The 26,265-nt window shown below is 40.4% G+C and carries 20 protein-coding genes, 2 pseudogenes and 1 other annotated feature; of the genes and pseudogenes, 10 read left to right on the top strand and 12 right to left on the bottom strand.

Annotation, left to right across the window (positions count from 1 at the left end; genetic code table 11):
- Window positions 1-99 precede the first annotated feature (99 nt).
- From M998_RS00885 to cysB, 3 genes are all read right to left on the bottom strand, one after another.
- Window positions 100-543: a hypothetical protein gene (locus tag M998_RS00885; RefSeq protein ID WP_068444093.1), complete on the bottom strand. Its 444-nt coding sequence runs from the start codon at window positions 541-543 to the stop codon at window positions 100-102.
- Window positions 544-820: 277 nt separating this feature from the next.
- Window positions 821-3,493, bottom strand: coding sequence for an aconitate hydratase AcnA (gene acnA, locus M998_RS00880; protein WP_068907133.1), 2,673 nt, complete (start codon window positions 3,491-3,493; stop codon window positions 821-823).
- A gap of 365 nt (window positions 3,494-3,858) precedes the next feature.
- Window positions 3,859-4,833, bottom strand: a complete 975-nt coding sequence (cysB, locus tag M998_RS00875) for an HTH-type transcriptional regulator CysB (RefSeq protein ID WP_068444098.1) — start codon at window positions 4,831-4,833, stop codon at window positions 3,859-3,861.
- Window positions 4,834-5,143: 310 nt separating this feature from the next.
- On the opposite strand from cysB, the gene M998_RS00870 reads away from it, so the two are divergent.
- Window positions 5,144-7,177, top strand: a complete 2,034-nt coding sequence (locus M998_RS00870; protein WP_068907132.1) for a M13 family metallopeptidase — start codon at window positions 5,144-5,146, stop codon at window positions 7,175-7,177.
- Window positions 7,178-7,476: 299 nt separating this feature from the next.
- Here the strand turns inward: M998_RS00870 and sodC are convergent, their stop codons facing one another.
- The 4 genes from sodC to topA form a co-directional block, all read right to left on the bottom strand.
- On the bottom strand, window positions 7,477-8,001 hold the full coding sequence (gene sodC, locus M998_RS00865) for a superoxide dismutase family protein (RefSeq protein ID WP_068444103.1): 525 nt from the start codon (window positions 7,999-8,001) through the stop codon (window positions 7,477-7,479).
- Window positions 8,002-8,251: 250 nt separating this feature from the next.
- Window positions 8,252-8,740, bottom strand: coding sequence for a type II toxin-antitoxin system death-on-curing family toxin (locus M998_RS00860; protein ID WP_068907131.1), 489 nt, complete (start codon window positions 8,738-8,740; stop codon window positions 8,252-8,254).
- A gap of 3 nt (window positions 8,741-8,743) precedes the next feature.
- Window positions 8,744-8,923, bottom strand: a complete 180-nt coding sequence (locus M998_RS00855) for a hypothetical protein (protein ID WP_068444106.1) — start codon at window positions 8,921-8,923, stop codon at window positions 8,744-8,746.
- A gap of 264 nt (window positions 8,924-9,187) precedes the next feature.
- Window positions 9,188-11,794, bottom strand: a complete 2,607-nt coding sequence (gene topA / locus M998_RS00850) for a type I DNA topoisomerase (RefSeq protein ID WP_068907130.1) — start codon at window positions 11,792-11,794, stop codon at window positions 9,188-9,190.
- A 291-nt stretch (window positions 11,795-12,085) separates the two neighbouring features.
- On the opposite strand from topA, the gene M998_RS00845 reads away from it, so the two are divergent.
- The gene (locus tag M998_RS00845; RefSeq protein WP_068444111.1) at window positions 12,086-12,346 is read left to right on the top strand and encodes a DUF2498 family protein; all 261 of its coding nucleotides are present in this window, start codon (window positions 12,086-12,088) and stop codon (window positions 12,344-12,346) included.
- Between the two features lie 70 nt (window positions 12,347-12,416).
- Here M998_RS00845 and sohB read toward each other — a convergent pair whose 3' ends face one another.
- Window positions 12,417-13,463, bottom strand: coding sequence for a protease SohB (gene sohB / locus M998_RS00840; RefSeq protein WP_068444114.1), 1,047 nt, complete (start codon window positions 13,461-13,463; stop codon window positions 12,417-12,419).
- Between the two features lie 179 nt (window positions 13,464-13,642).
- Here sohB and M998_RS00835 point away from each other — a divergent pair, with 179 nt between their 5' ends.
- Together M998_RS00835 and cobO are read left to right on the top strand one after the other, a co-directional pair.
- Complete coding sequence (locus M998_RS00835) at window positions 13,643-14,407, top strand: YciK family oxidoreductase (RefSeq protein WP_068444117.1); 765 nt, start codon at window positions 13,643-13,645, stop codon at window positions 14,405-14,407.
- Window positions 14,408-14,411: 4 nt separating this feature from the next.
- Window positions 14,412-15,002, top strand: a complete 591-nt coding sequence (gene cobO, locus M998_RS00830; protein WP_068907129.1) for a cob(I)yrinic acid a,c-diamide adenosyltransferase — start codon at window positions 14,412-14,414, stop codon at window positions 15,000-15,002.
- Between the two features lie 55 nt (window positions 15,003-15,057).
- Here the strand turns inward: cobO and M998_RS00825 are convergent, their stop codons facing one another.
- The 4 genes from M998_RS00825 to rnm form a co-directional block, all read right to left on the bottom strand.
- On the bottom strand, window positions 15,058-15,960 hold the full coding sequence (locus M998_RS00825; RefSeq protein WP_068907128.1) for a hypothetical protein: 903 nt from the start codon (window positions 15,958-15,960) through the stop codon (window positions 15,058-15,060).
- A 252-nt stretch (window positions 15,961-16,212) separates the two neighbouring features.
- On the bottom strand, window positions 16,213-17,172 hold the full coding sequence (gene rluB, locus M998_RS00820; RefSeq protein ID WP_068444127.1) for a 23S rRNA pseudouridine(2605) synthase RluB: 960 nt from the start codon (window positions 17,170-17,172) through the stop codon (window positions 16,213-16,215).
- 136 nt (window positions 17,173-17,308) lie between these two features.
- Window positions 17,309-17,929, bottom strand: a complete 621-nt coding sequence (locus M998_RS00815) for an L-threonylcarbamoyladenylate synthase (RefSeq protein WP_068444130.1) — start codon at window positions 17,927-17,929, stop codon at window positions 17,309-17,311.
- 171 nt (window positions 17,930-18,100) lie between these two features.
- Window positions 18,101-18,973, bottom strand: coding sequence for an RNase RNM (gene rnm, locus M998_RS00810; RefSeq protein ID WP_068907127.1), 873 nt, complete (start codon window positions 18,971-18,973; stop codon window positions 18,101-18,103).
- A gap of 163 nt (window positions 18,974-19,136) precedes the next feature.
- Window positions 19,137-19,239: a sequence feature (Trp leader region), on the top strand.
- A 27-nt stretch (window positions 19,240-19,266) separates the two neighbouring features.
- On the opposite strand from rnm, the gene M998_RS00805 reads away from it, so the two are divergent.
- The 6 genes and pseudogenes from M998_RS00805 to trpA all read left to right on the top strand — a co-directional run bounded on the left by M998_RS00805 (window position 19,267) and on the right by trpA (window position 25,907).
- Window positions 19,267-20,841, top strand: coding sequence for an anthranilate synthase component 1 (locus M998_RS00805; protein ID WP_068907126.1), 1,575 nt, complete (start codon window positions 19,267-19,269; stop codon window positions 20,839-20,841).
- Window positions 20,841-21,410, top strand: a pseudogene (locus M998_RS20195) (glutamine amidotransferase-related protein); the annotation flags it as partial. The gene M998_RS00805 and the pseudogene M998_RS20195, both read left to right, overlap by 1 nt.
- 71 nt (window positions 21,411-21,481) lie before the next feature.
- Window positions 21,482-22,474 (top strand): annotated as a pseudogene (gene trpD / locus M998_RS20190) (anthranilate phosphoribosyltransferase); the annotation flags it as partial.
- 1 nt (window position 22,475) lies between these two features.
- Window positions 22,476-23,840: a bifunctional indole-3-glycerol-phosphate synthase TrpC/phosphoribosylanthranilate isomerase TrpF gene (trpCF, locus tag M998_RS00790; RefSeq protein WP_068907124.1), complete on the top strand. Its 1,365-nt coding sequence runs from the start codon at window positions 22,476-22,478 to the stop codon at window positions 23,838-23,840.
- 70 nt (window positions 23,841-23,910) lie between these two features.
- Window positions 23,911-25,101, top strand: a complete 1,191-nt coding sequence (trpB, locus tag M998_RS00785) for a tryptophan synthase subunit beta (protein WP_068907123.1) — start codon at window positions 23,911-23,913, stop codon at window positions 25,099-25,101.
- Complete coding sequence (gene trpA, locus M998_RS00780) at window positions 25,101-25,907, top strand: tryptophan synthase subunit alpha (protein ID WP_068444148.1); 807 nt, start codon at window positions 25,101-25,103, stop codon at window positions 25,905-25,907. Before trpB ends, trpA begins: the two co-directional genes overlap by 1 nt.
- Window positions 25,908-26,265 lie beyond the last annotated feature (358 nt).

The raw sequence follows: 26,265 nt of genomic DNA, 5'->3' as shown, positions 1-26,265 counted from the left end.
AAATAAAACCGCGACACTGTACGTAAATACAGTATCGCGGTTTTTTGGCATTTACGCCTAATTTTCACTCAAAAAAAAGTTCAATATTTAATCTTTTGGTTATTTTGCAGCCTGTAATTCAAGCTGTTTTGATAACGCTTGAGCATAAACTTGTGCAGATGCCGCTGTTAATAGCCCTGCGATTAATAAATCCTGTTTACCTGTTGATGTTTGAGCAATGACTCCCCAAGATTCAACCTCTTCAGTCACATTATTAGGGTCTTGATCAGGCATAGGTAAAATTTCAAAAAAGTCTTTTAGCGGAGCAATCGAAATGGAAGAATAATCTGCGTTTAATCCTAGCGGGAATTCTTTATCAGCGTATAAGCGTAAATCATGGATTTCAGTTTCTGGCGTTTGCATCACTATCGAATATAAATTGGGTATATGCTCTAAAATATCTCTAACTTCATCATTTGCACCCGCAAAGTGTGAAGTACTTAATAGGATATCTGCGGCCCACAATGCCCCTTTATAAAAGTCAGTTTCATGGATTTCTGCCATATTTATTTCCTTTACGTTGTTTTCGATAAATGCGAGTGATTCACTTGCTCAAATTACAAAGAAACTTATTTATGGCTCACCTTACACGACACAATGTCATGCTGTGTTCGGTTTTTTCTCCCTATATATATCTAAAATAATTCCAACAACTTGTCACTACCATAGCCTAGAATAACGATTAAAATATTGAGAAAAAACAACATTCATCACAAACATTGCTATATAAATAAAAAAAACGCCTGCGGAGTAAACTCATGCAGGCGTCGATAATGGTAAATTAGTTAAGCATCTGCCTTATGACATAATGCAAGATACCACCGTGGCGGTAGTATTCCATTTCTGTTCCAGTATCAATACGGCAACGTGTCGCGATTTCTTTAACCTCACCATTAGCATAGGTTATTTTAACCCTAATATCTTGCCCTGGCGTCAGTGATTGAAGCGAAGTCACATCGATCCGTTCATCGCCTTTTAACCCTAGCGTCTTACGTGACATTCCCCCCGTAAATTCAAGCGGGATCACCCCCATACCAATGAGGTTTGAGCGGTGGATACGTTCATAAGACTCGGCAATAACCACTCTAACACCAAGTAAGTTAGTTCCTTTCGCCGCCCAGTCACGACTTGAGCCAGAACCGTACTCTTTACCTGCAATAATCGCTAAAGGACGTTTTTCTTGTTGATACAGCATCGCTGCATCATAAATCGCCATTTGCTGGCCTGTCGGAATATGTAATGTATACCCTCCCTCAACACCCGAAAGCATTTCATTACGTATTCGAATATTCGCAAAGGTGCCTCGCATCATCACTTCATGATTACCTCGGCGAGAGCCATAAGAGTTAAAGTCAGCGACTGCGACTCCGTGCTCTTGTAAATAGCGACCCGCAGGGCTATCTTTTTTAATATTCCCTGCTGGCGATATGTGGTCTGTTGTGACTGAATCACCAAGGATAGCTAAAATATTAGCCCCATGAATGTCTTCAATTTTGGCCGGCGTTGCGCTCATGTTTTCAAAGAAAGGGGGGCGACGAATATACGTTGAATCACCCTGCCATTTGTAGGTTGATGAACTCTCAACTTGTAATGCACGCCATGCTTCATCACCATCAAATACTGCGCTATATTCCTTACGGAACATGTCGGTTTTTACTTTTTCAACCGCTAACGCGATTTCTGCACTGGTTGGCCAAATATCTTTGAGATAAACATCATTGCCTTGTTTATCAACGCCTAATGGTTCATTTTTTAGATTAACGTTCATGTTGCCCGCTAAAGCATAGGCAACCACTAATGGAGGCGACGCAAGCCAGTTAGTTTTCACCAACGGATGTATGCGTCCTTCAAAGTTACGGTTACCCGATAACACCGCACCTACGGTTAAATCAGTCTGCTTGATCGCCTCTTCAATTGGTGCGGGTAATGGGCCAGAGTTACCAATACAGGTTGTACAACCATAGCCAACAAGGTTAAAGCCGAGTTTATCGAGATAATGCGTTAAACCGGCTACCGCTAAGTAATCCGTGACAACTTTAGAACCTGGGGCTAACGACGATTTAACCCACGGTTTACGTGTTAATCCTTTTTCGACCGCTTTTTGCGCTAACAGCCCCGCCGCCATTAAAACGCTTGGATTGGAGGTATTTGTACATGACGTGATTGCAGCAATGACTACGGCACCATCAGTTAATTCAAAGGTTTTGTTTTGATAATTAACCGTAGGGTGTGCATTTTTATCTTGTTTATTAACTTCTAGCTCAATTGCACCTTGGAAGGCTTTTGGAACTTGGCTTAATTCAACTCTATCTTGTGGGCGTTTTGGTCCTGCTAAACTGGATTCAACCGTCGCCATATTTAATTCAAGTGAACTGGTGAAGATAGGCTCATCACCGGGGTTACGCCATAGCCCTTGCTCTTTGCTATAAGCCTCCACCAGCGCAATCTCGTCATCACTGCGACCAGTAAGTTTCATGTAAGATAATGTCACTTCATCGACAGGGAAGAAACCGCATGTAGCCCCATATTCTGGCGACATGTTGGCAATAGTCGCCCTATCCGCTAAAGGTAAATCCGCAAGACCATCACCATAAAATTCAACAAACTTACCGACAACACCATGATTACGCAGCATTTGGGTGACTGTTAACACTAAGTCTGTAGCGGTTATTCCTTCAGGCAACTTACCGGTTAATTTAAAACCCACCACATCAGGGATTAGCATAGATACCGGCTGACCAAGCATTGCGGCTTCTGCTTCTATCCCTCCAACACCCCAACCGAGTACCCCTAGACCATTAATCATCGTAGTATGGGAGTCGGTTCCAACCAATGTGTCTGGATACGCGATTAGCTCACCATTAATTTCTTCATGCCAAACTGCTTTACCTAAGTATTCTAGATTAACCTGATGACAGATACCGGTTCCGGGTGGAACCACTCTGAACCGGTTAAAGGCTTTTTGTCCCCAACGGAGAAATAGATAACGCTCATGGTTACGTTCCATTTCTATTTCGACGTTTTCACCAAATGCTTTCTGTGTACCAAACTCATCAACCATCACGGAATGGTCAATAACAAGATCGACTGGTGATAATGGATTGACTTGATTGACATTTCCACCCAGTGATTTAACCGCTTCCCGCATTGCCGCCAGATCAACAACAGCGGGTACGCCAGTAAAGTCTTGCATTAAAACTCGAGCTGGACGGTAGGCAATTTCTCTATCTGCATGGGCTTTTTTTTGCCAATCGATAATCGCTTGAAGATCGTCTTCAACAACACTTTTACCATCGAGATTACGTAATAAATTTTCGAATAGGACTTTAAGGGATTTAGGCAACTGAGATCCGTTACCGAGCTTTTTTTCAGCAAGCGCTAAGCTGAAATAATGATACTGTTTGTTTCCAACAGTGAGTGTTACTGCACTGTGCGTTTTTAGGCTCAACGACATAACTCCTCCTTGGTTTTTTATGGTTATGGCAATATTTTTATCCACCACCATTATTTTTTGTTAACCATTTTTAATCATAGTTGCTCTACAAATTTCCTTTATAGATTTTGTGCCAATTTAAGAAACTCATAACATTATTGTAGGAAATTTGGGATAAGAAGTGAAATGTGACTACAAGAAATAGAACGATAAGAAAAGTGATTTTTTATTTTTTTAGGATGCTTAGAATAATTTTTCAAGATATTCAAAGCATTTTAGTTCACAGCGAGGCGGCAAAAATATAAATCCCTAGGAGCATACAAAAGTATGTGACTAGGGTTTATGTTTGAAGCCAACAACACTGTGGGCTAAAAGGCAACGATAAATTAGATAATGGGGAGTTTGATATCTTGAAAAAATGCTTCTATATCCTCACTATTACGCAACGCAATAGCCTTATCAACCACATCCCTTGTTAAATGAGGCGCGAAACGCCACATAAAATCATACATATAGCCACGTAAAAAACTGGTTCTTTTAAAGCCAATTTTTGTTGTGCTATAACTAAATTTATCGCGCATATCGATAACGACCAAATCACTGTCATTAACAGGATCAACGGCCATACTGGCAATAATTCCAATACCTAACCCTAAGCGCACGTAAGTTTTGATCACATCTGCATCTGTGGCAGTAAAAATAATCTTGGGTTCTAAACCGACTTTTTGAAATGCAAAATCTAATTCTGAACGCCCTGTAAAACCATGAGTGTAAGTGACGATTTGATACTCTGCGATATCTTCAATGGTTACGTTTTTTTTCGTTGCCAGAGGATGATCTTTTTGTACAACAACACAACGGTTCCAGTGATAGCAAGGTAACATGATCAAATCACTGTACAGATGCAACGCTTCTGTCGCGATCGCAAAATCACTATTTCCTTTACACACTTCTTCCGCTATCTGAGTCGGTGACCCCTGCTGCATATGCAATGACACATTCGGATAACGTTCAATAAAGCCTTTAATCACAGGCGGTAATGCATAACGCGCTTGGGTATGCGTTGTCGCGATACTCAGACTGCCCCGATCAGGATAAGTGTGCTCCCCAGCAACCGAGCGTATAGCCTCAATTTTTGATAAAACTTCCCTTGAAATACGCACAACCTCTTCACCAGCTGGCGTAACATGGGTTAAATGTTTACCGCTGCGGGCAAAAATTTGAATGCCAAGTTCATCTTCAAGCATACGAACTTGCTTACTGATCCCCGGTTGTGAGGTAAATAACCCCTCTGCGGTAGAAGAAACATTTAAGTCGTGGTTCACAACCTCAACAATGTAGCGCAATTGCTGCAATTTCATATGTAGACGAGCCTCTTACAGAGCAACAGGATTTCGCTATAGCTAAAAAACATTAGTTATAACTAAAAGTAATATGCATTAGGTTATATATAACCAATATAGCATTATTTATTAAAGAATAAATAGCAATATTAAATATATTTACTTTAAGTTAAATTGTTCTATTTCGAATACGTAACATATTGCAAAGTGAGATTAAATTTATCTTAGAGTATGATTGAATGATAAGTGTGAAATTTTCCCCCTATCCTTTTAAGCTTAAATCTTAAAAGTCGGATATCAATATTCTCAACAAAGAGAGGTTTTTTACATGCGTATTAATGTTTTGGCTTTACTCATTGGCATGTCAACGCTCTCTTTTGCATCTCATTTGGCTGCAAAAGAGATATCGTATGGCCAGCAAAAAATTGTGCTATCAGATTCAATTAGCCCAGGTAATGACTTTTATCGATACGTCAATGACGACTGGATAAGCAAAGCAAAAATACCAACGGGGATGCCACGTATAAATTCCTTTGTTGACCTCTATCTCAATACAGAAAAACAGACTCAATCAATTATTGATGAGTTAAAAGAAATACCGGAAAGCCAGTTAGACCATAACCAACGCAATATTCGTAATCTATACTTAAGTTACTTAAATGAAGATGTAATAGAAAAAGACGGAATTTCCCCTATAAAGCCTGATTTAGAAGCCATCAAACAAGCCAAAAATCATAATGATATAAGCCGATTAATGACTTTACCGGCTTATAATTCGCTAATTTCCTATTGGGTCGATTTAGATGCAAAAGCACCCGATACCTACGTGTTGTATATTGGGCAAGGCGGCTTAGGGTTACCGAACCGCAATTATTATCTCGATGACACACCGCAAATGAAAGAAATTCGTAAAAATTATATCGCCTATATTGCAACAATTTTAAAACTTGCAGGTGAAAAAGAGGTTGATAAAAAGGCCCAGAAAATATTTGATTTAGAGAAATCTCTTGCTCAGGTACATTGGAGCCCTGAAGCACGCCGCGATACTATTAAAAATTACCATGCGATGTCTCTAGCGCAAATGAAGGATTACACCAAAGGTTTTGATTGGAATAATTTTATTCAGCATTGGGGTCTGTCTGATAAACAGCTCGAAAAAGTGATTGTTGAAACCGATACGGCAGTGGAAAAAACAGCGCAAATTTATGCCAATACGCCAGTTTCAACATTACAAGATTATCTTATTTTCCAATATACCAGTAATAACGCTCGTTATTTAAACAAACAATTAGCTGATGCGCATTTTGATTTCTATTCAACAAAGCTTAATGGTATAGAAAAGCAGCGTACCCGCCAAGAACGCGCACTACAAACGGTTAACTCCCTTCAAGGTGAACCTTTAGGCCAGATCTATGTGGAGAAATATTTTGATCCTCAATCCAAAGAAAAGATTAAAGATTTAGTCGGTTATGTTAGAGGGACATTTAACTCACGCTTGAAAGATAACGACTGGATGGATGATCAAACCCGTCAAGAAGCGCTTAAAAAATTAGCGCAATTTACGGTTAAAGTGGGTTATCCCGATAAGTGGAATGACTTTAGTTCCGTTAGCCTTAAACCAGATAATTTATTTGGTAATTATAAACAAGTATTGGATTGGTCTTACAATAACGAGATGAGTAAAATTGGACAGCCTGTTCGCCAATGGGAATGGGGTATGACCCCACAAACCGTGAACGCTTATTTTAATCCCGTTCAAAATGAAATTGTCTTCCCAGCCGCGATTTTACAAGCGCCTTTTTTCGATCCTAATGTTGACCCTGCCTATAATTACGGTGCAATAGGTGCCGTTATTGGTCATGAAATGGGACATGGTTTTGACGACCAAGGGAGTTTATATGATGGCACAGGACAATTACGTAATTGGTGGAGTGAAAGCGCTAAAACACATTTCAAGGAAAAAACTGAGAAGCTTGTCGGCCAATACAATAACTTCGATGTTGATGGTCAAAAAGTGAATGGTCAGTTGACGTTAGGTGAAAATATTGGTGACTTAGGTGGGCTAAACATTGCATTAAGTGCTTATAAGCAATTTGCAAAAGAAAACTACCCAAATGGCGAAGCGCCGATTATTGACGGTACAACCGGTTTGCAACGCTTCTTTATTGCATGGGCAAGAACATGGCAAGAATTATCAAATAAAGAATCTGAACGTAATAAAATTTTAACTGACCCACACAGTCCAAACCAATTCCGAGCAAATGGGGTTGTTCGTAATATTGATGACTGGTACAAAACCTTTGGTGTTGATAAAGACAACGCACTGTATTTAGAGCCAGAGCAGCGTATTCGCATTTGGTGATACTAACAAGAAGACTCTGAATAGTATCAGAGCCTTCTTCGATATCACGCCAATATTTTCAAGCCCGGGGAGCATACACCAGTATGTGACCCGAGAAGCCAAACGAAGCCAACAACGTCACAACGTGAAATATGATACCTTTTCACTAAAAATTTAAATCACAGGCGAGTCTTACTCTAAATAGTTCATGTTGTGACTAGGCGGCTAGTGAGGATAACTCGGGGAGCATACACCAGTATGTGACCCGAGGAGCCAAACGAAGCCAACAACGTCACAACGTGAAATATGACGAGTAAGCGTTACTTGATGACCCCACAGGCCATCCGCGCCCCCCCACCACCAAGCGCTTCTGGATTATCTGAATAATTATCGCCACCTACGTGCACCATTAGTGCATGCTCTTGCACATCTTTTAGCGATTTTAAGCGTGGTGCTAATACGGCATAGTTTGCGTTACCTTTAGCGTCTACCACTAAGCCGGGTAAATCACCTAAGTGGCCGCTATTATCGTAAGGGCCTTTATGAACACCTGTTTTTGCCGGATCCATATGTCCACCGGCTTTTAATGCAGGAACCGGCTTGCCATCTTTTTCATCTGGCTCACAGCTAGGGTTAGCATGAACATGGAAACCATGAATACCTGCTTGCAACCCAGTTAATTTCGGGGTGAACAGTAACCCATATTCCGTTTCAGAGATAATAACCTCGCCAATTGCTTTACCTTCCCCTGTTGGGGTTGCTTCTTTTAATACTACGGTTGTATCTGCCGCATAAGCAGCGCTTGCAGTAAATAGAGCCGCGAGTAAACACATTTTGAACTTCATTCTGCCTCCGGAGGATAACGTTTGTTTTCATTCCATCGGCCTACCTTAATTAATGAGGTAAGCACATGTTACTGTTAAGTGAAATACTTAATCACTCTATCCTAGGTTAGCATAGAACCGTTATTACTTTGGTGCTGGAATTTGGCTTTAGTTAATAAATGATAGTTATATCACAGTCGGATTTTTCACTAAGGCGGGATGGTATGAGAAGTGTATATTATATTTTTTTTGGATAAAAAATCAGGCGTTTTTAGTCTATTTTAATTTTAAGAATTGAGTCGCTATTAGTATTAGCATTTTTTACACATAATTGCCTTGAATCAAATGAGCGAGACCAATAACACAGCCAATTTTCTAAATCTTCAAGTGAATAATCTTTTGTCGCAAGGCCAGAAGCCATTTCGACAATATCATCTTCAGGTGCCGTTAATTCATAGCCATTTAATAATAAAAATACATAGCCGGCCATCATAGCTGTTCGCTTATTTGCATTAGCGAACGGGTGGTTTTGAATAAGGCTTTCGATCAATACTGAAGATAAAACAAACATATCATCGGTTTGCTTATAATATCTTACTTGACTCGGCCTTGATTGAGATGAGCTCAGATTACTAGAATTGATTATTTCAATAGGTTCATTCGGGGTTTGTAATTCTATCAACGTCCTATTAATATGTTTTATATCATCTATAGATAAATAGTTTATCCCCTCTACAGACTCCCCTAAAATATTGAGCACTCGTTATACCTTTGCTAATTTTTTCATCGCTTTTTCATAACGAGCAAAACCAAAGTCAAATGCATTTTTGACTTGATTATCATGAGTGCTCTGCTCACTAATTGCTGCTTTTGGTGCCGCAATTTTAGCTTTGTCGCGAGTAGGTATGTTTAAGCGATTTGCTTTTTGTAGTGCATTCCCCATTTGTTACCCCCATTAAAACATTATGTTAATAAAGTCATTTTAACCAATATTATACAGCTTATAATGAAAGCTAACTTTCATTAAGTCAATAGTATTGCTTGTATTTCATTCTTTATTATGATGGCTTTTTTCGCTATATAGAGAAGGTTTATTGGGTATATTAATCTTAATAAACAATCAGCTAGTAAGTCATAAAAAAGCCAGTTAGCTTAAACTAACTGGTTTTTTTTCGTTAAAAACGTTTAAAAGGTGCTTTGCAGAGAATTACTTCTCTTTCACTTGCCATTTACCATCAACATAGAAAGCGCTCCAACCCGTTGCTTTGCCATCTTTTTCAGATGACACATATTGCTGTTTAGTCTTGCGGCTAAAACGAACAACTGTTGGATTACCCTCGGTATCTTTAGCTGGAGCTTCAGCTAAATAAGCAAACTTTTCAGGTAAGCGATCTTTAAATCGCTGCAATTCTTCGACTAATGGAGCTCTCGTTTCTCTTGATTTAGGGAACGTATTTGCGGCAAGGAAAATGCCAGCTGCACCATCACGTAGAACAAAGTACGCATCAGATTTTTCACAGGCTAATTCAGGCAACGGTACAGGATCTTCTTTCGGTGGTGCGATTTCACCACTTCTTAAAATCTTACGCGTATTTTTGCACTCATCATTGGTACAACCCATGTATTTACCAAAACGCCCCATTTTAAGGTGCATTTCAGAACCACATTTTTCGCATTCAATAACCGGGCCATCGTAACCTTTAATACGGAATTCACCTTCTTCGATTTCATAACCTTCACATGCTGGGTTGTTACCACATACATGTAATTTACGTTGGTTATCAATCAAATAGCTATCCATTGCAGTACCACATTTCGGGCAGCGACGTTTAGCTCTCAGAGCATTGGTTTCCGCATCTTCCCCTTCAAGAATGTTAAGAACTTCATCTTCAGGGATCAGATTAATCGTCTTTTTACAACGCTCTTTTGGGGGTAAAGCATAACCAGAACAACCCAGAAACACACCTGTAGATGCGGTACGAATTCCCATATGGCGTTCACAATCAGGACAGACGATTGAGGTGATCACCATTGGATTAGTACGCATACCGCCTTCTTCTGGATCTTTTTCTGCAACTTCTAATTGCTTACTAAAGTCTGAGAAGAATTCATCTAACACGGCTTTCCATTCTGCTTCATGATTAGCAACATGGTCGAGCTGATTTTCCATACGGGCAGTGAAATCATAGTTCATTAGATCGTTGAAATTTTCTTCCAATCGATCGGTAACAATTTCACCCATTTTTTCGGCATAAAAGCGGCGGTTATCAACTTTGACATATCCTCTATCTTGGATAGTCGAAATGATAGCAGCATATGTCGATGGTCGGCCGATACCCCGTTTTTCTAATTCCTTAACTAAAGAAGCTTCACTAAAGCGTGCTGGCGGCTTAGTAAAATGCTGAGTTGGCAGTAATTCTAACAAGGATAATTCAGAACCAACTTGAATAGGTGGCAAGGTCTTATCATCATCATTTTTACGCAATGCTGGCATGACTTTAGTCCAACCATCAAAACGCAATGTACGCCCTTTTGCTTTAAGCTCAAAATCGCCCGCTTTTACTATCAGCGTGGTTGAATCATATTTTGCTGGTGTCATTTGACACGCCACAAATTGGTTCCAAATCAGCTGATATAATCGCTTAGCATCATTTTCCATATCTTTAAGTGTTTCAGTTAATACATCAACACTCGAAGGACGGATAGCTTCATGCGCTTCTTGAGAATTATCTTTACTGCTATAAGCAATGGCATCTTTAGGTAAATATTTCGCACCAAAGTTATCATTAATATAGTCACGTACCATGCTCAATGCATCTTGGCTCAAGTTAGTTGAGTCAGTACGCATATAAGTAATGTAACCCGCTTCGTAAAGACGCTGAGCCATCATCATGGTTTTTTTCACACCAAAACCAAGACGCGTACTTGCCGCTTGCTGTAGTGTTGAGGTGATAAAAGGTGCGCTAGGTTTACTTGATGTCGGCTTGTCTTCTCGGTCAATCACCTCAAAGCGCGCTTTTTCAAGTAATTTAACTGCAGCTTCAGTTTGTGCTTTCGTTACAGGCTTAAATGCTTTACCCGATTGTGACGCGACTTCCATACGTAAGTTGATGGCGCCTTTATCAGATAAATCCGCATGCAATTCCCAATATTCAACAGGAACAAATGCTTTGATTTCGCGTTCACGCTCAACAATCAATCTAACCGCAACGGATTGAACACGTCCCGCAGAAAGCCCTCTTGCGACTTTTTTCCACAACAGTGGCGAAACCATGTAGCCCACAACACGATCCATAAAGCGACGCGCTTGCTGTGCGTTAACCCTGTCGATATTTAATTCGCCAGGCGTTTCAAAAGCTTGAGTAATCGCATTTTTGGTTATTTCGTTAAATACGACACGGCTAAAACGTGAGTCATCACCACCAATTACTTCGCGTAAATGCCAAGCAATGGCTTCTCCTTCGCGGTCCAAATCCGTTGCGAGATAAATGTGGTCTGCATCCGCTGCTAACGTCTGTAATTCAGACACCACTTTTTCCTTACCGGGTAGAATTTGATAATTCGCGTCCCAACCATGGTAAGGATCAATCCCCATGCGCTTAACTAACGCTTGCTGAGGATCTTTTTTTACCTTCTTTGCTTTATCGGTAGATGAGCCTGTACTCTTTTGTGAGCCGGTTTGTGAGCTAGAGCCGCTTTTCGGCAGATCACGAATGTGGCCGACGCTGCTTTTGACAACGTAGCCACTACCAAGATACTTATTAATCGTCTTGGCTTTTGCCGGGGACTCCACTATTACAAGAGCTTTACCCATATTTACCTTTACCTAAATATCAACAATGGCGCATTTCTACATTAAAATGCGCAAAATAAAGAATCTCTTTTTTATATTGCGACACAATCACAATATATCAATATATTTTCACACAATAATTTGTGCTGAAACAAAACTTATAATCTCAGTCACGTTATTCTTAAAAGAGCACAAAATGCCCTAGCTGACTGATTTTAACCAAGTAATGATGTTTAGATACAATTGAAAACCACACACTCTACCTGATAAAATGTTAGAAGCAACCAATTATTTTTTCAAGGGAGCCATATAATGCAAGACGATATACAGTACATTACGAAAAAAGAACTGCTTGAAAAAGCTAACGATATCATAAGGAAACATGATGATTATATTCACGGCATGTTTGTTGATACCGTAGAACAACATCGTGGTACTTTAGTTTTCAAGGGGGAGTTCTTTTTAGATGAAAAGGGCATTCCATCGATTAAAAGTACTGCCGCCTTTAATATGTATAAACACTTAGCGCATATTCTTTCAGAACAGTATCGCCTGACTGAAAATGAATCGTAAAAAATTACCGGCTTAACCGCCGGTAATTAATAGTAGATTTAAAATAAGATATTTGCGAATTCACAATTAATTATAGGAGTGGTTTCTGTCCACGCTGCCACCAGCGTAACAATAATTTGTCAGCGCTTTCTGCGGCACTTCCCGTAAATCTATCCATCATATTTTTGCTTAATGCATAACGGATACCAACAATTTCTTTTGTATCAATTGCACTAATAATCGCATCATCACTGACGCCAATTTGATCCACAAGCCCTTTTTCTAAAGCTTGAGACCCGTACCAGTACTCACCTGTTGCGACAGCATCGATATCCAATGAAGGTCTGTTTTCATGAACAAATTGCTTGAACAGTTCATGGGTTGAATTTAAATCTTCAACAAATTTTTTGCGACCTTGCTCTGTATTTTCGCCCAGCATAGTCAGCGTTCTTTTATATTCACCCGCGGTATGCAATTCAACATCAACGTCATGCTTTTTAAGTAGACGGTGAATATTTGGTATTTGAGCAACTACACCTATTGAGCCAACGATAGCAAAAGGCGCTGCAATAATTTTATTGGCAATACAGGCCATCATATAGCCACCACTAGCCGCGACTTTATCAACCGCAATCGTCAGAGGGATATTTTTTTCTTTTAACCTCAATAATTGAGATGCCGCTAGACCATAGCCATGAACCATACCGCCGGGGCTTTCTAAACGCAGTAAAACTTCATCTTGCTGATCAGCAACCGCAAGTATGGCGCTTATCTCCTCTCTTAAAGAGGTAACTTCACGTGCATCCATGCTGCCTTTAAAGTCTAAGACATATAAACAAGGCTTTTTGACCGTCGATTGACCGACTTTTGCCCCTGCTTTCTCATTTTTTGATTTAACTTTTAATTGCTTTTTAAACGCCTTCGACCAGGCTTTATGCTCTGAATCATTCATTTTGATTTGCTGCATTTGGCGCTGACGTTCGCGATAATTTTCGCCTAGATCTGTGATTTTTAAAGAACCTTTCGATCCTTGACGACGCATGCCTACACCAAAGACAAAAACCGCCAGTAAAACAATTGCCACTACGATGGTTAACACTTTTGCTAAAAAGAGTCCGTACAAAGAGAAATACTCCACAAATTGATCCTTTTAATATTCATCTTTAATAAAAAATAGTCTCACGATTATTAACAAACAACCAGTAAAAAAAACAGCGTCTATGTACAAAAAAGTACAAACATATGTGTTAGATTAGCCAATAAACTTAATCAATGCGATGATATTAATAATTGTTAATAAATATGATAGGAAAAAATATGCTTCAATATCAACCTAGACAAGATCTCTTAAAGGGCAAAACCATCTTAATTACAGGTGCTGGAGACGGAATTGGTCGTGAAGCAGCGTTAACTTATTCACGCTTTGGGGCAAGATTAATTTTAGTTGGTAGGACAAAACATAAACTAGATGCGGTTAGTAAAGAAATTACAGAGTTAACAGGAAAATCCTCTGAGGTTTATCTGTTAGATTTATTAACGGTAACCAGTGAAGAGTGCCATGAGTTAGCGAATCTTATCGCCAAAAATCATTCCTATCTTGATGGTGTATTGCACAATGCTGGGCTTCTCGGTGTTGTCGCCCCTATCACAGAACAGCCAACTCAATTATGGCACGATGTTATGCAGGTGAATGTAAATGCAACCTTTATGTTAACCCAAGCATTGCTTCCTTTATTACTTAAAGCCCCTGCATCCTCATTAGTGTTCACCAGTTCAAGTGTCGGCAAGCAAGGCCGTATTGGTTGGGGTGCTTATGCTGTCTCTAAATTTGCAACTGAAGGTTTGATGCAAGTTCTTGCTGAAGAATATAAGCAAACTAACCTTCGAGTTAATTGTATCAACCCTGGTGGAACACGCACCTCGATGCGTGCGAGTGCATTCCCTGATGAAGATTCTCAAAAATTGAAAACCCCTGCCGAGATTATGCCCATTTATATTTATTTAATGGGTGATGATAGCTTACGTAAAACAGGCACTAGCTATGATGCCCAGCCGGGCCGCAAAGCAGGTCCCGCGGAGTAATCACATGTCACAAAGCCGGCACGAAGAACGTCAACAACGTTTGAAAGATAAAGTTGATGCACGAATTGAAGCTGCACAAATTGAGCGTGGCATTCTGTTAGTGTTCACCGGAAATGGTAAAGGGAAAACCACGGCTGCCTTTGGGACGGTATGTCGCACAGTGGGTCATGGTAAAAAAGCGGCAGTTGTTCAGTTTATCAAAGGAAGTTGGGATAATGGCGAACGTGAATTACTTGAGCCCCACGGTGTTCCTTTCCATGTTATGGCGACTGGCTTTACTTGGGATACCCAAAACCGAGAAACGGATACCATCGCCTGCCTTGAAACTTGGTATCATGCCAAACAACTACTCTGCGATCCTAAATTGGATTTAGTCGTGCTTGATGAATTAACCTATATGGTTGCCTACCACTACCTTTCATTAGATGATGTTGTTAATGCACTAAAAAATAGGCCAGAAAGCATGTCAGTCATTATTACTGGACGTGCTTGTCATAAAACATTGTTAGAACTTGCCGATACCGTAACCGAAATGCGCCCGATCAAACATGCTTTTGATGTGGGTATCAAAGCGCAAAAAGGCATTGATTGGTAATCATCTAGTCATAGTCAATTAAAATTATTGGCTATGACTTATATCGATATATGAACTAATTAAGTAATAATGCACCTGCACCAAAAATAGCTCTCGTTTGATTTATAAAAATAGCATACTTTTGTTTATCCTTGAGACAACGTCCCTCACTTCCCATTTGGCTATAGATCTTAGCCATATTTGAAACTTTCCTATGATATTGATTATAATAAAATTGCTTTTTATTTGGGTCTAGAGCTGTTCGAAAATCATTGACTAGCTCAATGATGTCTTGTGCGTATATTTGAAGATCTTTATTGTTAAAATTAGGCTGTGCCACGGGATAGTCAAATCTCAGTGTAACGGACTCTTTTTCATTTGGATGCGCGCTTCTGACTGATAATTGTGATATCAACGCATCATCAGCGGTAATCACATTCAATAATTCCTGATGTGAAAAACATTTTGTTTTTACCTGACTAACCCCTGTATGTTCCGTCAGCTCTTCAGGCACTTTGCCGCCAATTGCAAAATCACAATTGAACACATTATTATCTATCACAAAGTCATTACTGCTATGAATTTTGCCGCTTAACTGATAATGGTTAACAATTAAACGCTGGATAGTTAAATGATATATAGATGGAATACCGTTCGTTCCGTGGATAAAGCTATATGCATAATAGAATTGTTTTTGCGGGTTTAATATGCCGCCTTTATTACCGGGATAGACGATAAATTGAATCGTTTCATTACCCTTGGTTGTCATGGTATGAGCACCCGGTTCAAGTAAAATACTGCCAGTGGTATTTTTAGGGATAACTAAAGATTTATGATTTATAAAAAAAGTAAAATCATTTTCCGTGTCATTACTAAAGTAAAAGCGCCCACTCTCTATCATGGCTGGCTGGTATACATCACAACCGCTAATAATTAAGCTAAATACCCCTAGCCACTTCGCTAATTGTGGATTTGTCATAGAAAACAATATCCTTTATTCATTCTTGATCTATATCAAAAATAAATTAAAAGCAGAATTTTCTCAATAGCGATGAAACAGTTATGTGAGCAAACACATAACAAAAACTAATTGATTTATTGTTTATTTGAATTTTAATTAAATGTCATTGTGATAAAAACGACTTTCTAGCGTAATGATTTAAAGGTAAATACAAAAAAAGGTTATGGATTGCTATCCATAACCTTTCATATATTCAATCAATAACCAAGATTAGATACGAGTACGACGTTTTGCCGTTGGCTTCGTTGATTGACGTTTAGCACCAGGTCGCGATGCCGTAGTACCTGGGCGAGAAGCCGTAGTACCAGGACGAGAAGCAACCTGTGTAGCACGCTTAACTGCCCGACGAATTTGATTCGCTTTCAAACGGCGCTGGTCACGTTCAACCGCAACCTTACTTTCCGTTTCAGCGCCGAGTCCAACTAGCTCTCTTAAATAGTTAGTTTGTTCTAAGCCTAATTCCGTCCAACCACCACGAGGTAGCCCTTTAGGCAGGTCAATATCACCATAACGAACTCGGATCAAGCGACTGACTTGCACACCAACCGACTCCCACAGACGACGAACCTCACGGTTACGGCCTTCTGTCAAAGTCACATTATACCATTGGTTCATGCCTTCGCCACCACGATACGAAACCGTTTTAAACGCTGCTGGACCATCTTCTAATTGAACGCCTCTCGTCAGCTGACGTATTTTTTCATCATTCATTTCACCAAAAATACGTACAGCATACTCACGTTCTACTTCACGGCTTGGATGCATTAAACGGTTAGCTAATTCACCATCGGTAGTAAATAACAGTAAACCGCTGGTATTAACATCAAGACGGCCTACCGCTATCCATCGAGCCCCTGTTAATCTTGGTAAACGCGTGAATACTGTTGGACGCCCTTCTGGGTCGTGACGCGTGCACAACTCGCCTTCTGGCTTGTAATATGCCATTACACGGCAAATTTCTTTTTCTGGCTCTTTGATTGCCAGTAAGCGGCCATCTAAACGAATTTTAGTTGCGGCTTTAACTTCAACGCGATCGCCAAGCGTCGCTATTTTACCATCAACGCTGACACGCCCAGCCTGTAAAAATGTTTCGACTTCTCTACGTGAACCATGCCCTGAACGAGCAAGAATTTTTTGTAACTTTTCAGTTTTTTGCGATTTATCGCTCATGTAACCCTCTACTGTCGCCTTCACAGGCGTCAACTGACTTTTCGTAACAAAGACAAAAAGTATGAAATTTAAAAACCCGCGCATTATACACAGGTTTGTAGTGATACCCTATTACTAATATAGTCCGTTCTCTGTGCTACTCAAACGGTGATGGGTCTCCCATTCCAACCCTAACCACGACTGGTATATCATCCGTAAAATCAATCACGGTGGTTGGCTTTTGGCCGATGTGCCCACCATGGATGACTAAATCCACTTGTCTATCTAATAAGTCACGAATTTCTTCGGGATCGGACTGGGTAAAATCATCCCCGGGCATAATAAGACTCGTGGACATGAGTGGTTCACCAACCGCTTCAAGTAAATCACGCGCAATCGGGTTTGAAGGAACACGTAAACCAATCGTTTTACGTTTTTCATTCATCAAACGGCGTGGTACTTCTTTTGTTGCTCGCAATATAAAGGTGTAGTTGCCCGGTGTATTATTTTTAATTAAACGAAACACCGTATTATCAACATGCGCATAATTAGACAGTTCAGATAAATCACGGCACATTAATGTGAAATTATGATTAGTATCTAACTGTCGAATACGACAAATACGTTGTAATGCATCCTTGTCTTCTAAACGACAACCAATGGCATAACCGGAGTCTGTTGGATAAACAACAACCCCGCCTTTATTCAAGATATCAACACTCTGGCTGATCAATCTTGCTTGAGGATTATCCGGATGGATATAAAAAAACTGGCTCATACATACCTCTACTCTGAGTATCGACAGTATCACCCGGCAAAATACCTAAAAATGGCACCATCTACTAACAAAACAATAATTCATCAATAATTAATGAAAAAACTTATCTTATATATTCTACACCGCATCACTGATACATCAACAATTCGACTATTCAACCAACTATTTTATTTATCGCTTTTTTATCTCATCCCAAAGCGTCCAAACGGCTTGAGCATCATCGGGTAACCATAAATTACGGCCTAATTCTATCCATGAGCAAGGTCGATGAAAATCTGAGCCTACTGAAGTTTTCAAATTGGCGGTTCTAGCCAACTCCGCTAAATACTGTTTTTCATGGGGAGGCTGCTGACAATGCGACACTTCCATCGCATCCCCATTACACGCTTTAAAATAGGCAACTAGGCGCTTTAACCACTTGTTTGATAATTGATATTTTGATGGGTGAGCTAATACCGCGACACCCCCTGCGGCATGTATTGCGTCGATTGAATCTTGAATACTACACCATTGCGCAGGGGTATATCCCGTTTTACCCTTTGATAAATAACGTTTAAAAACATTACTGATATTTTTTTCTTTACCTATTTTAACAATATATTGCGCAAAATGCGCCCGTGTCACCTGCCCGCCCCCTGACAAAGCAACCGCATTCTCCCAAGCATCCTCAATACCCGCTTTTTGTAGTCGACGGCCTATTTCGACCCCTCTTTCTAAGCGCCGTTGTGACTGAGCATCCAACAACTCTGCCATCGGTGGTGCAAAAGGTGAAAAATTTAGCCCTACAATATGAATTTCAATATTCTCCCAAAGCGTCGAAATTTCAACACCATTGACTAATTCAAGTGGGCGAGCGTTTTCTGCAATATAATGCTGGGCCTGAATAAGGCCATCACAGGTGTCATGATCCGTGATTGATAATATATTTACGCCCATTTCTATCGCGCGTTCGACCAATTCAGCGGGCGTAAACTCACCATCTGATGCATTGGTATGGCTATGTAAATCATAGCGAGTCAGCAATGGCGTCGACACTTGCGACATAATTTATTTACTCCATGTTCTATTTTTAGCTGTTTTTCAAAAAGAACTAACAAAGCCCTTGACACAAACCGTGCGATCCAGTTTACTAGTACGCAAGATGGCTTGAGGCCAAAATGAATCGGTTTATCCAGTGAGGCAAGGTATGACTTTATTAAATCTAACAAATCGTTGGTGGCGTGACTTTCCAAATTGGGCGGAAGCCGCACACGCATAATTTCATCATGCCTCAGTGCCAAACCCGCTCCTAAAAAGGCGGGTTTTTTTATGTCTAAAATTAGCTTAAAGGCAACAAAATGAATAATCAAAACACCACATTAGCACATTTTAACTATCTGGATAGCCCAATTAACTACCAGCCCGACCCAACATTACTATTTAATCATTTATGTCAGAGTAAACCTTCAACCATGTTATTAGAATCGGCAGAAATTAATAACAAAGCTAACTTACAAAGCTTATTGATTGTCGAAAGCTCACTGCGTATTCGTGCATTGGGTCAACGTGTCGAAATTGAAGCGCTTACCGATAATGGCAGTGCATTATTACCGATGATATTGGAACAGCTTGCTGAGCAAATTGAAAGCAGCGTCATTACTTCACAGCACTTAGTGGTCACATTTTGCCAACCCGAGGCCAACTTAGATGAAGATAGTCGTTTAAAGGCGACATCATGCTTAGATGTCTTACGTACTTTGCCTGCATTAGCACAACGCTACTCTGAAAAACCAGAAAACATCTTTATTGGTGGATTATTCGCTTATGACTTAGTCGCTGGCTTTGAATCACTACCGAAGGTAAAAACGATTAATAGCTGCCCTGATTATTGTTTTTTTGTCGCAGAACATTATTTAGTGATCGACCATCAAAACCAAGCGGCTCGCCTGAAAAGCTGTATTTTTACTCACAACGAGTCGGTTGTCCAAGCGATAAAACAACGCCATAACGAAATTATCGCCTCTTGCCGTCCTTTTTTACCTGCGCTACCACTTGGCTCCATATCTGACTTTGCCGTTCATACCAATAAAGATGATAACGAATACGGTGCTGTGGTTAACGCATTAAAAGAAGCGATTTATCGTGGTGATATTTTTCAAGTGGTTCCTTCTCGTAAATTCACGCTACCTTGCGCACACCCACTGATTGCTTATCAAAAACTGAAATTACAAAATCCAAGTCCTTACATGTTTTATATGCAAGACCAAGATTTTACGCTATTCGGGGCATCCCCTGAAAGTGCGTTGAAATACAATGTTGCGAGCCGACAAGTAGAAATCTATCCAATTGCCGGAACTCGCCCTCGCGGTCGTAATGCCCAAGGTGAGCTTGATCTTGATTTAGATAGCCGTATTGAACTCTCTATGCGTACCGACGAAAAAGAGTTGGCCGAACATATCATGTTGGTCGATCTCGCACGTAACGATCTGGCGCGTATCTGTGAAGCAGGCAGTCGTTATGTTGCAAATTTAACTAAAGTCGACCGCTATTCATTTGTGATGCACTTAGTTTCTCATGTGGTCGGTATTTTACGTCACGACCTTGATGTTTTTCATGCCTACCAAGCTTGTATGAATATGGGCACATTAACCGGTGCACCAAAAGTTAAAGCGATGCAGCTCATCGCCGAATACGAGCAGGAACGTCGTGGCGCTTATGGTGGTGCTGTAGGTTATTTCAATGGAAAAGGTGATTTAGATACTTGCATCGTTATTCGCTCTGCTTATGTCGAAAAGGGTATTGCGACCGTACAAGCAGGCGGTGGTGTGGTTCTTGATTCTTCGCCACAGGCTGAAGCCGATGAAACCCGCAATAAAGCACGCGCAGTGATCCGTGCAATCGCTCAAGCACACCAAGTAGAGGAATTATTCTAATGGCTAATATTTTACTGCTCGATAATGTTGATTCCTTTACCTATAACCTTGTTGACCAACTTCGCTCAGGGGGGCATCAGGTTGTGATTTACCGTAATACGGTTGCGGCAGAACACATTTTGTCAGTACTAAATAAAATGGAATCACCTATTTTGGTTTTATCTCCAGGCCCTGGGAAACCCAGTGAAGCTGGCTCAATGCCTGAAGTACTCAAGCAAGTCAAAGGCAAAATTCCGGTTATCGGTATTTGCTTAGGTCACCAGGCTATTGTTGAAGCCTATGGTGGCACGGTATCAGCCGCGGGGGAAATATTACACGGTAAATCTTCCATGGCGACTCATGATGAACTTGCCATGTTTACTGGGCTTGAAAATCCACTTTCCGTTGCACGTTACCACTCTCTGGTTGGCAGCCTAATCCCAGACACATTAACGCTCTGCGCCCAATCTAATGGCATGGTTATGGCGGTTCGTAATGATCAGGAACGTGTTTGTGGTTTTCAATTTCATCCTGAATCGATTTTAACCACTCAGGGCAAAATGTTGTTAGAAAATACCGTGGCGTGGGCTCTTTCTACACCCAATAAAAACACAACTAAACATTCGCAATAAAGGGAAAGAGAGAGCCTATCATGCAAAATATTTATGACAAATTATTCGCCGCCAACGCGCTGACACAACAAGAAAGTCAATTATTATTCAATGCTATTATTCAAGGCGAATTAACTGAGTCGCAGCTAGCTGCGGTACTGATCAGTATGAAAATGCGCGGAGAACAACCGCAAGAAATCGCCGGAGCAGCCCTTGCCTGTTTAGAAAATGCACAGCCATTTCCACGTCCAGACTATCTATTTAGCGATATCGTTGGAACCGGTGGTGATGGTGCAAACAGCATCAATATTTCAACCGCCAGTGCTTTTGTCGCCGCAGAGAGTGGCATTAAAGTTGCTAAACACGGTAACCGGAGTGTTTCAAGCCGTTCTGGTTCTTCTGATTTATTAGCCGCGTTTGGTATATCCCTTGATTTAAGCGCACAAAGTGCGCGTGATGCCCTTGACGAACTTGGGGTTTGTTTTCTATTTGCCCCTCAATATCATAGTGGTTTTCGCCATGCTGCACCGGTTCGCACCCAATTGAAAACGCGTACATTATTTAATGTATTAGGCCCACTAATTAATCCTGCGCGCCCACCATTAGCCTTAATTGGTGTATATCACGAAGCGCTTGTCGAACCCGTTGCTAAAACACTGCAAATGCTTGGTTTTACCCGCGCAGCTGTGGTACACAGTGGAGGGCTGGATGAAGTTTCATTACATGCGACGACACAAGTCGCTGAATTAAAAAACGGCATTTTGCACCAATATCAACTGACCGCTGCCGATTTTGGTTTGATGCCTTACCAATTACGCGATTTAGAAGGTGGCACGCCTGACGAAAATCGAATTTTACTCAGCCATTTATTGCAAGGCCGTGGTAAAGCGGCACACGAAGCGGCTGTAGCAGCGAATGTTGCCATGTTAATGCGCATTAATGGCCATGAAGATTTAAAAGAAAACAGCGAACATGCCCTGAATATCATTCGTAGTGGTAAATCATTCGATCGTGTCACTGCATTAGCGTTAAGGAATCAATAAAATGAAAGCCACCGTACTGCAAAAAATTGTCGACGATAAAATTATTTATCTGGCTGAGCGAAAAAACACGCAACCCCTAGAGAGCTTTATCTCGCGAATTAAGCCAAGTAGTCGCAGTTTTTATAACGCGCTGACAGCAAAACGCCCTGTCTTTATTTTAGAATGTAAAAAGGCATCGCCATCAAAAGGATTAATTCGACAAGATTTTAATCCTGAAGTTATTGCTAAAACCTATGCACCCTACGCTTCTGCAATTTCCGTATTAACGGACGAAAAATATTTTCAAGGTGATATGGCCTATCTGACTATTGTGAGTAATGCTGTTCAACAGCCTGTCTTGTGTAAGGATTTTATCATCGAGCCTTATCAAATTTATTTAGCGCGTTATTACCAGGCTGATGCGATTTTATTGATGCTATCTGTTTTAAATGATGACGAATATATCGCCCTTGCTAAAATTGCACATGAACTCAATATGGGCGTGCTAACGGAAGCCAGTAATGAAGAAGAACTCGAACGAGCGATAAAGCTAAAAGCCAAGGTTGTTGGTATCAATAATCGTGATTTACGCGATTTGTCCATTGACTTAAACCGTACTCGCGAACTTGCACCGCGCTTAGCACCAGACACAATAGTCATCAGCGAATCCGGTATTCATCAACATCAACATATTCAATCTCTCAGTAATGTTGCTGATGGTTTTCTAATTGGCAGTGCTTTAATGGAGCAAGATGACTTAAATAAAGCACTACGCAACTTGTTGATTGGCGAACATAAGGTCTGTGGGTTGACCCGAGAACAGGATGCAAAAGCGGCATTAGCAGCAGGGGCGAGCTTTGGCGGCTTGATATTCGCTGAATCCTCACCGCGCAAAGTGACACTGTCACAAGCCAAGCTAATTATTCACTCTGTTCCCTTAAAATATGTTGGTGTTTTCCGTAATCAATCCATTGATTTTGTCTCTCACCTTGCAGAACAACTGGCTTTATCCGCAGTCCAACTTCATGGCACAGAAGACAATGATTATATCGAACAATTGCGCGCCCTATTGCCCGAGCATTGTGAAATTTGGAAAGCGGTTAATATGTCTGAAGCGAATATTGCCGCTTATAATTCTCAGAAAATAGATGTTCTATTACTTGATAATGGCCGTGGTGGCACGGGTAATGTGTTTGATTGGTCAACAATCCCACAAACCACAAAATATCGGTTAATGATTGCCGGTGGATTGAATAGTGAAAATTGCCAACAAGCAGCGAAGCTACTTTGTAATGGCCTTGATTTTAATTCAGGGGTAGAGACTGAGCCGGGTATCAAAAGCGAGCAAAAAATAAATCAAGTATTTGCATCACTCAGCACGCATTAAACCCTTATTTAAGTTCAGCCTATTTAAAACAGGCCATGAACGAAATTAATTAAACGAGATGGATAACACAATGAGCAAATTAGATCCCTATTTCGGCGAGTTTGGTGGGCAATATGTCCCAGAAATTCTGATCCCTGCATTAAATCAATTAGAAGATGCATTTATTGATGCACAAAGCGATCCTGAATTCTTAAAAGAATTTCATGGCCTATTAAAAAACTATGCAGGTCGCCCCACAGCATTAACCCTATGTCGTAACCTGACAGAAGGCACCAAAACTAAACTGTATTTAAAACGTGAAGACCTCTTACATGGTGGCGCTCACAAAACTAACCAAGTTTTAGGCCAAGCTTTACTGGCTAAACGTATGGGTAAGACAGAGATCATCGCAGAAACCGGCGCGGGTCAACACGGCGTTGCTACTGCGCTTGCCTGTGCGTTACTCAATATGAAATGCCGTATTTATATGGGTGCTAAAGACGTTGAACGTCAGTCCCCAAATGTTTTTCGTATGAAATTAATGGGTGCAGAAGTTATTCCTGTACACAGTGGTTCAGCCACATTGAAAGACGCTTGTAATGAAGCATTAAGAGACTGGTCTGGCAGCTATGACAAGGCACATTATTTATTAGGTACTGCTGCGGGACCCCATCCCTACCCAACCATTGTTCGTGAGTTCCAACGTATGATTGGTGATGAGGCTAAACAGCAAATTTTAGAGCGTGAAGGTCGCCTACCTGACGCCGTTATTGCGTGTATTGGCGGTGGCTCAAATGCAATTGGTCTATTTGCATCGTTTATTCCCGAAGAAAACGTCAATCTTATTGGGGTTGAGCCCGCAGGATTAGGAATTGAATCAGGTCAACATGGCGCGCCACTAAAACATGGGCGAGTTGGCATTTATTTCGGTATGAAATCACCCATGATGCAAACGGATGAAGGCCAAATTGAAGAATCTTATTCTATTTCTGCGGGATTAGATTTTCCTTCTGTCGGTCCACAGCATGCACATTTAAACAGTATTGGCAGGGCTGAGTATGTCTCAGTTACAGATGATGAAGCATTAAATGCCTTTAAGTTACTGTCTCGTAAAGAAGGTATTATTCCCGCATTAGAATCTTCCCATGCACTGGCTTATGCCTTAAAAATGGCGGAAAAAGAACCTAATAAGGAACAGCTTTTAATTGTCAATTTATCCGGTCGCGGTGATAAAGACATTTTTACAGTGCATGATATTTTGGCCAGCAAAGGAGAAATCTAATGGAACGTTATACCCAGCTTTTTAAACAGTTGAATAGCAAAAATCAAGGTGCTTTCGTTCCCTTTGTTACCTTGGGCGATCCTGACGCTGAACTCTCATTAAAAATTATTGATGCTTTAATCGAAGGCGGCGCAGATGCGCTAGAAATCGGAATTCCCTTTTCTGACCCACTCGCCGATGGCCCCACGATTCAAAATGCCAATTTACGAGCATTTAAAAGTGAGATAACCCCGACGGTCTGTTTTGAATTACTCAAACGTGTTCGTGAAAAGCACGCTGATATTCCTATTGGCTTGTTAGTTTATGCTAATCTTGTTTTTAGTAATGGCATTGAAAATTTCTATCGTCGCTGCCAGCAAGCCGGTGTTGATTCCGTTTTAGTTGCAGATGTTCCTATGTGTGAATCAACGCCCTTCCGTGAAGCGGCATTGGCGCACAATATCGCGCCTATTTTTATTTGCCCGCCAAATGGTGATGATGAGCTGCTTAAAAGTATTGGCCAGCATAGTCATGGTTATACCTATTTATTATCAAGAGCGGGTGTCACGGGAACTGAAAAACGTGCAGAAGTGTCACTGACTCATCTTATTGGTAAACTCAATGAATTCGGCGCAGCGCCTGCATTACAAGGTTTTGGTATTTCAGAACCTGCTCAGGTAGCAGAAGCAATTAAAAATGGGGCGGCGGGTGCTATATCAGGTTCAGCGGTAGTGAAAATTATCGAAAATAATTTAAAACGACCTGATATTATGCTGAATGAATTAACGCAATTTGTTTCAAGCATGAAAGCCGCTACCTTAAAGTAATTGTTAGCAATAAAGGCTATCAACGCTCAATGATAGCCTTTATATTCAATTAAATCCCTTCTGCAATGGCTCAACATTTAAATACCAATAATTTATTTTCATAAGATTATTATCTAATACCATTATAGTGTTACTGCTTAATTAAATTTAAATAATAATTTTAAGCATTAAAAATAATGAAGCTAAGATATAAAAACGCATAATAAATAATTTCATTGATAACGTTATGTTATTTTTATTGGGTTATTTTGTGAAGTATTTGTTATTTATTTTTTGATGAGATAAATTGAATTTGTAATTAAGTGAACGTTAAAAATGAAAAATCCGAGAATATAAATACTCTCGGATTTCCTACTAC

The organism is Providencia heimbachae ATCC 35613 (assembly GCF_001655055.1).
GTDB lineage: Bacteria > Pseudomonadota > Gammaproteobacteria > Enterobacterales > Enterobacteriaceae > Providencia > Providencia heimbachae.
Note: the sequence above shows the minus strand (reverse complement) of the source record. Positions and strands in the feature narration are given on the sequence as shown.

Excerpts from the sequence above, each read along its gene's own strand:
- M998_RS00805 (WP_068907126.1), top strand. The coding sequence starts at position 19,267 with ATGAATAATCAAAACACCACATTAGCACATTTTAACTATCTGGATAGC.
- cysB (WP_068444098.1), bottom strand. The coding sequence starts at position 4,833 with ATGAAATTGCAGCAATTGCGCTACATTGTTGAGGTTGTGAACCACGAC.
- acnA (WP_068907133.1), bottom strand. The coding sequence starts at position 3,493 with ATGTCGTTGAGCCTAAAAACGCACAGTGCAGTAACACTCACTGTTGGA.
- M998_RS00825 (WP_068907128.1), bottom strand. The coding sequence starts at position 15,960 with ATGACAAATCCACAATTAGCGAAGTGGCTAGGGGTATTTAGCTTAATT.
- M998_RS00845 (WP_068444111.1), top strand. The coding sequence starts at position 12,086 with ATGCAAGACGATATACAGTACATTACGAAAAAAGAACTGCTTGAAAAA.
- M998_RS00870 (WP_068907132.1), top strand. The coding sequence starts at position 5,144 with ATGCGTATTAATGTTTTGGCTTTACTCATTGGCATGTCAACGCTCTCT.
- topA (WP_068907130.1), bottom strand. The coding sequence starts at position 11,794 with ATGGGTAAAGCTCTTGTAATAGTGGAGTCCCCGGCAAAAGCCAAGACG.
- cobO (WP_068907129.1), top strand. The coding sequence starts at position 14,412 with ATGTCACAAAGCCGGCACGAAGAACGTCAACAACGTTTGAAAGATAAA.
- trpB (WP_068907123.1), top strand. The coding sequence starts at position 23,911 with ATGAGCAAATTAGATCCCTATTTCGGCGAGTTTGGTGGGCAATATGTC.
- M998_RS00885 (WP_068444093.1), bottom strand. The coding sequence starts at position 543 with ATGGCAGAAATCCATGAAACTGACTTTTATAAAGGGGCATTGTGGGCC.
- M998_RS00855 (WP_068444106.1), bottom strand. The coding sequence starts at position 8,923 with ATGGGGAATGCACTACAAAAAGCAAATCGCTTAAACATACCTACTCGC.
- M998_RS00835 (WP_068444117.1), top strand. The coding sequence starts at position 13,643 with ATGCTTCAATATCAACCTAGACAAGATCTCTTAAAGGGCAAAACCATC.
- rnm (WP_068907127.1), bottom strand. The coding sequence starts at position 18,973 with ATGTCGCAAGTGTCGACGCCATTGCTGACTCGCTATGATTTACATAGC.
- trpA (WP_068444148.1), top strand. The coding sequence starts at position 25,101 with ATGGAACGTTATACCCAGCTTTTTAAACAGTTGAATAGCAAAAATCAA.
- M998_RS00815 (WP_068444130.1), bottom strand. The coding sequence starts at position 17,929 with ATGAGCCAGTTTTTTTATATCCATCCGGATAATCCTCAAGCAAGATTG.
- rluB (WP_068444127.1), bottom strand. The coding sequence starts at position 17,172 with ATGAGCGATAAATCGCAAAAAACTGAAAAGTTACAAAAAATTCTTGCT.
- trpCF (WP_068907124.1), top strand. The coding sequence starts at position 22,476 with ATGAAAGCCACCGTACTGCAAAAAATTGTCGACGATAAAATTATTTAT.
- sodC (WP_068444103.1), bottom strand. The coding sequence starts at position 8,001 with ATGAAGTTCAAAATGTGTTTACTCGCGGCTCTATTTACTGCAAGCGCT.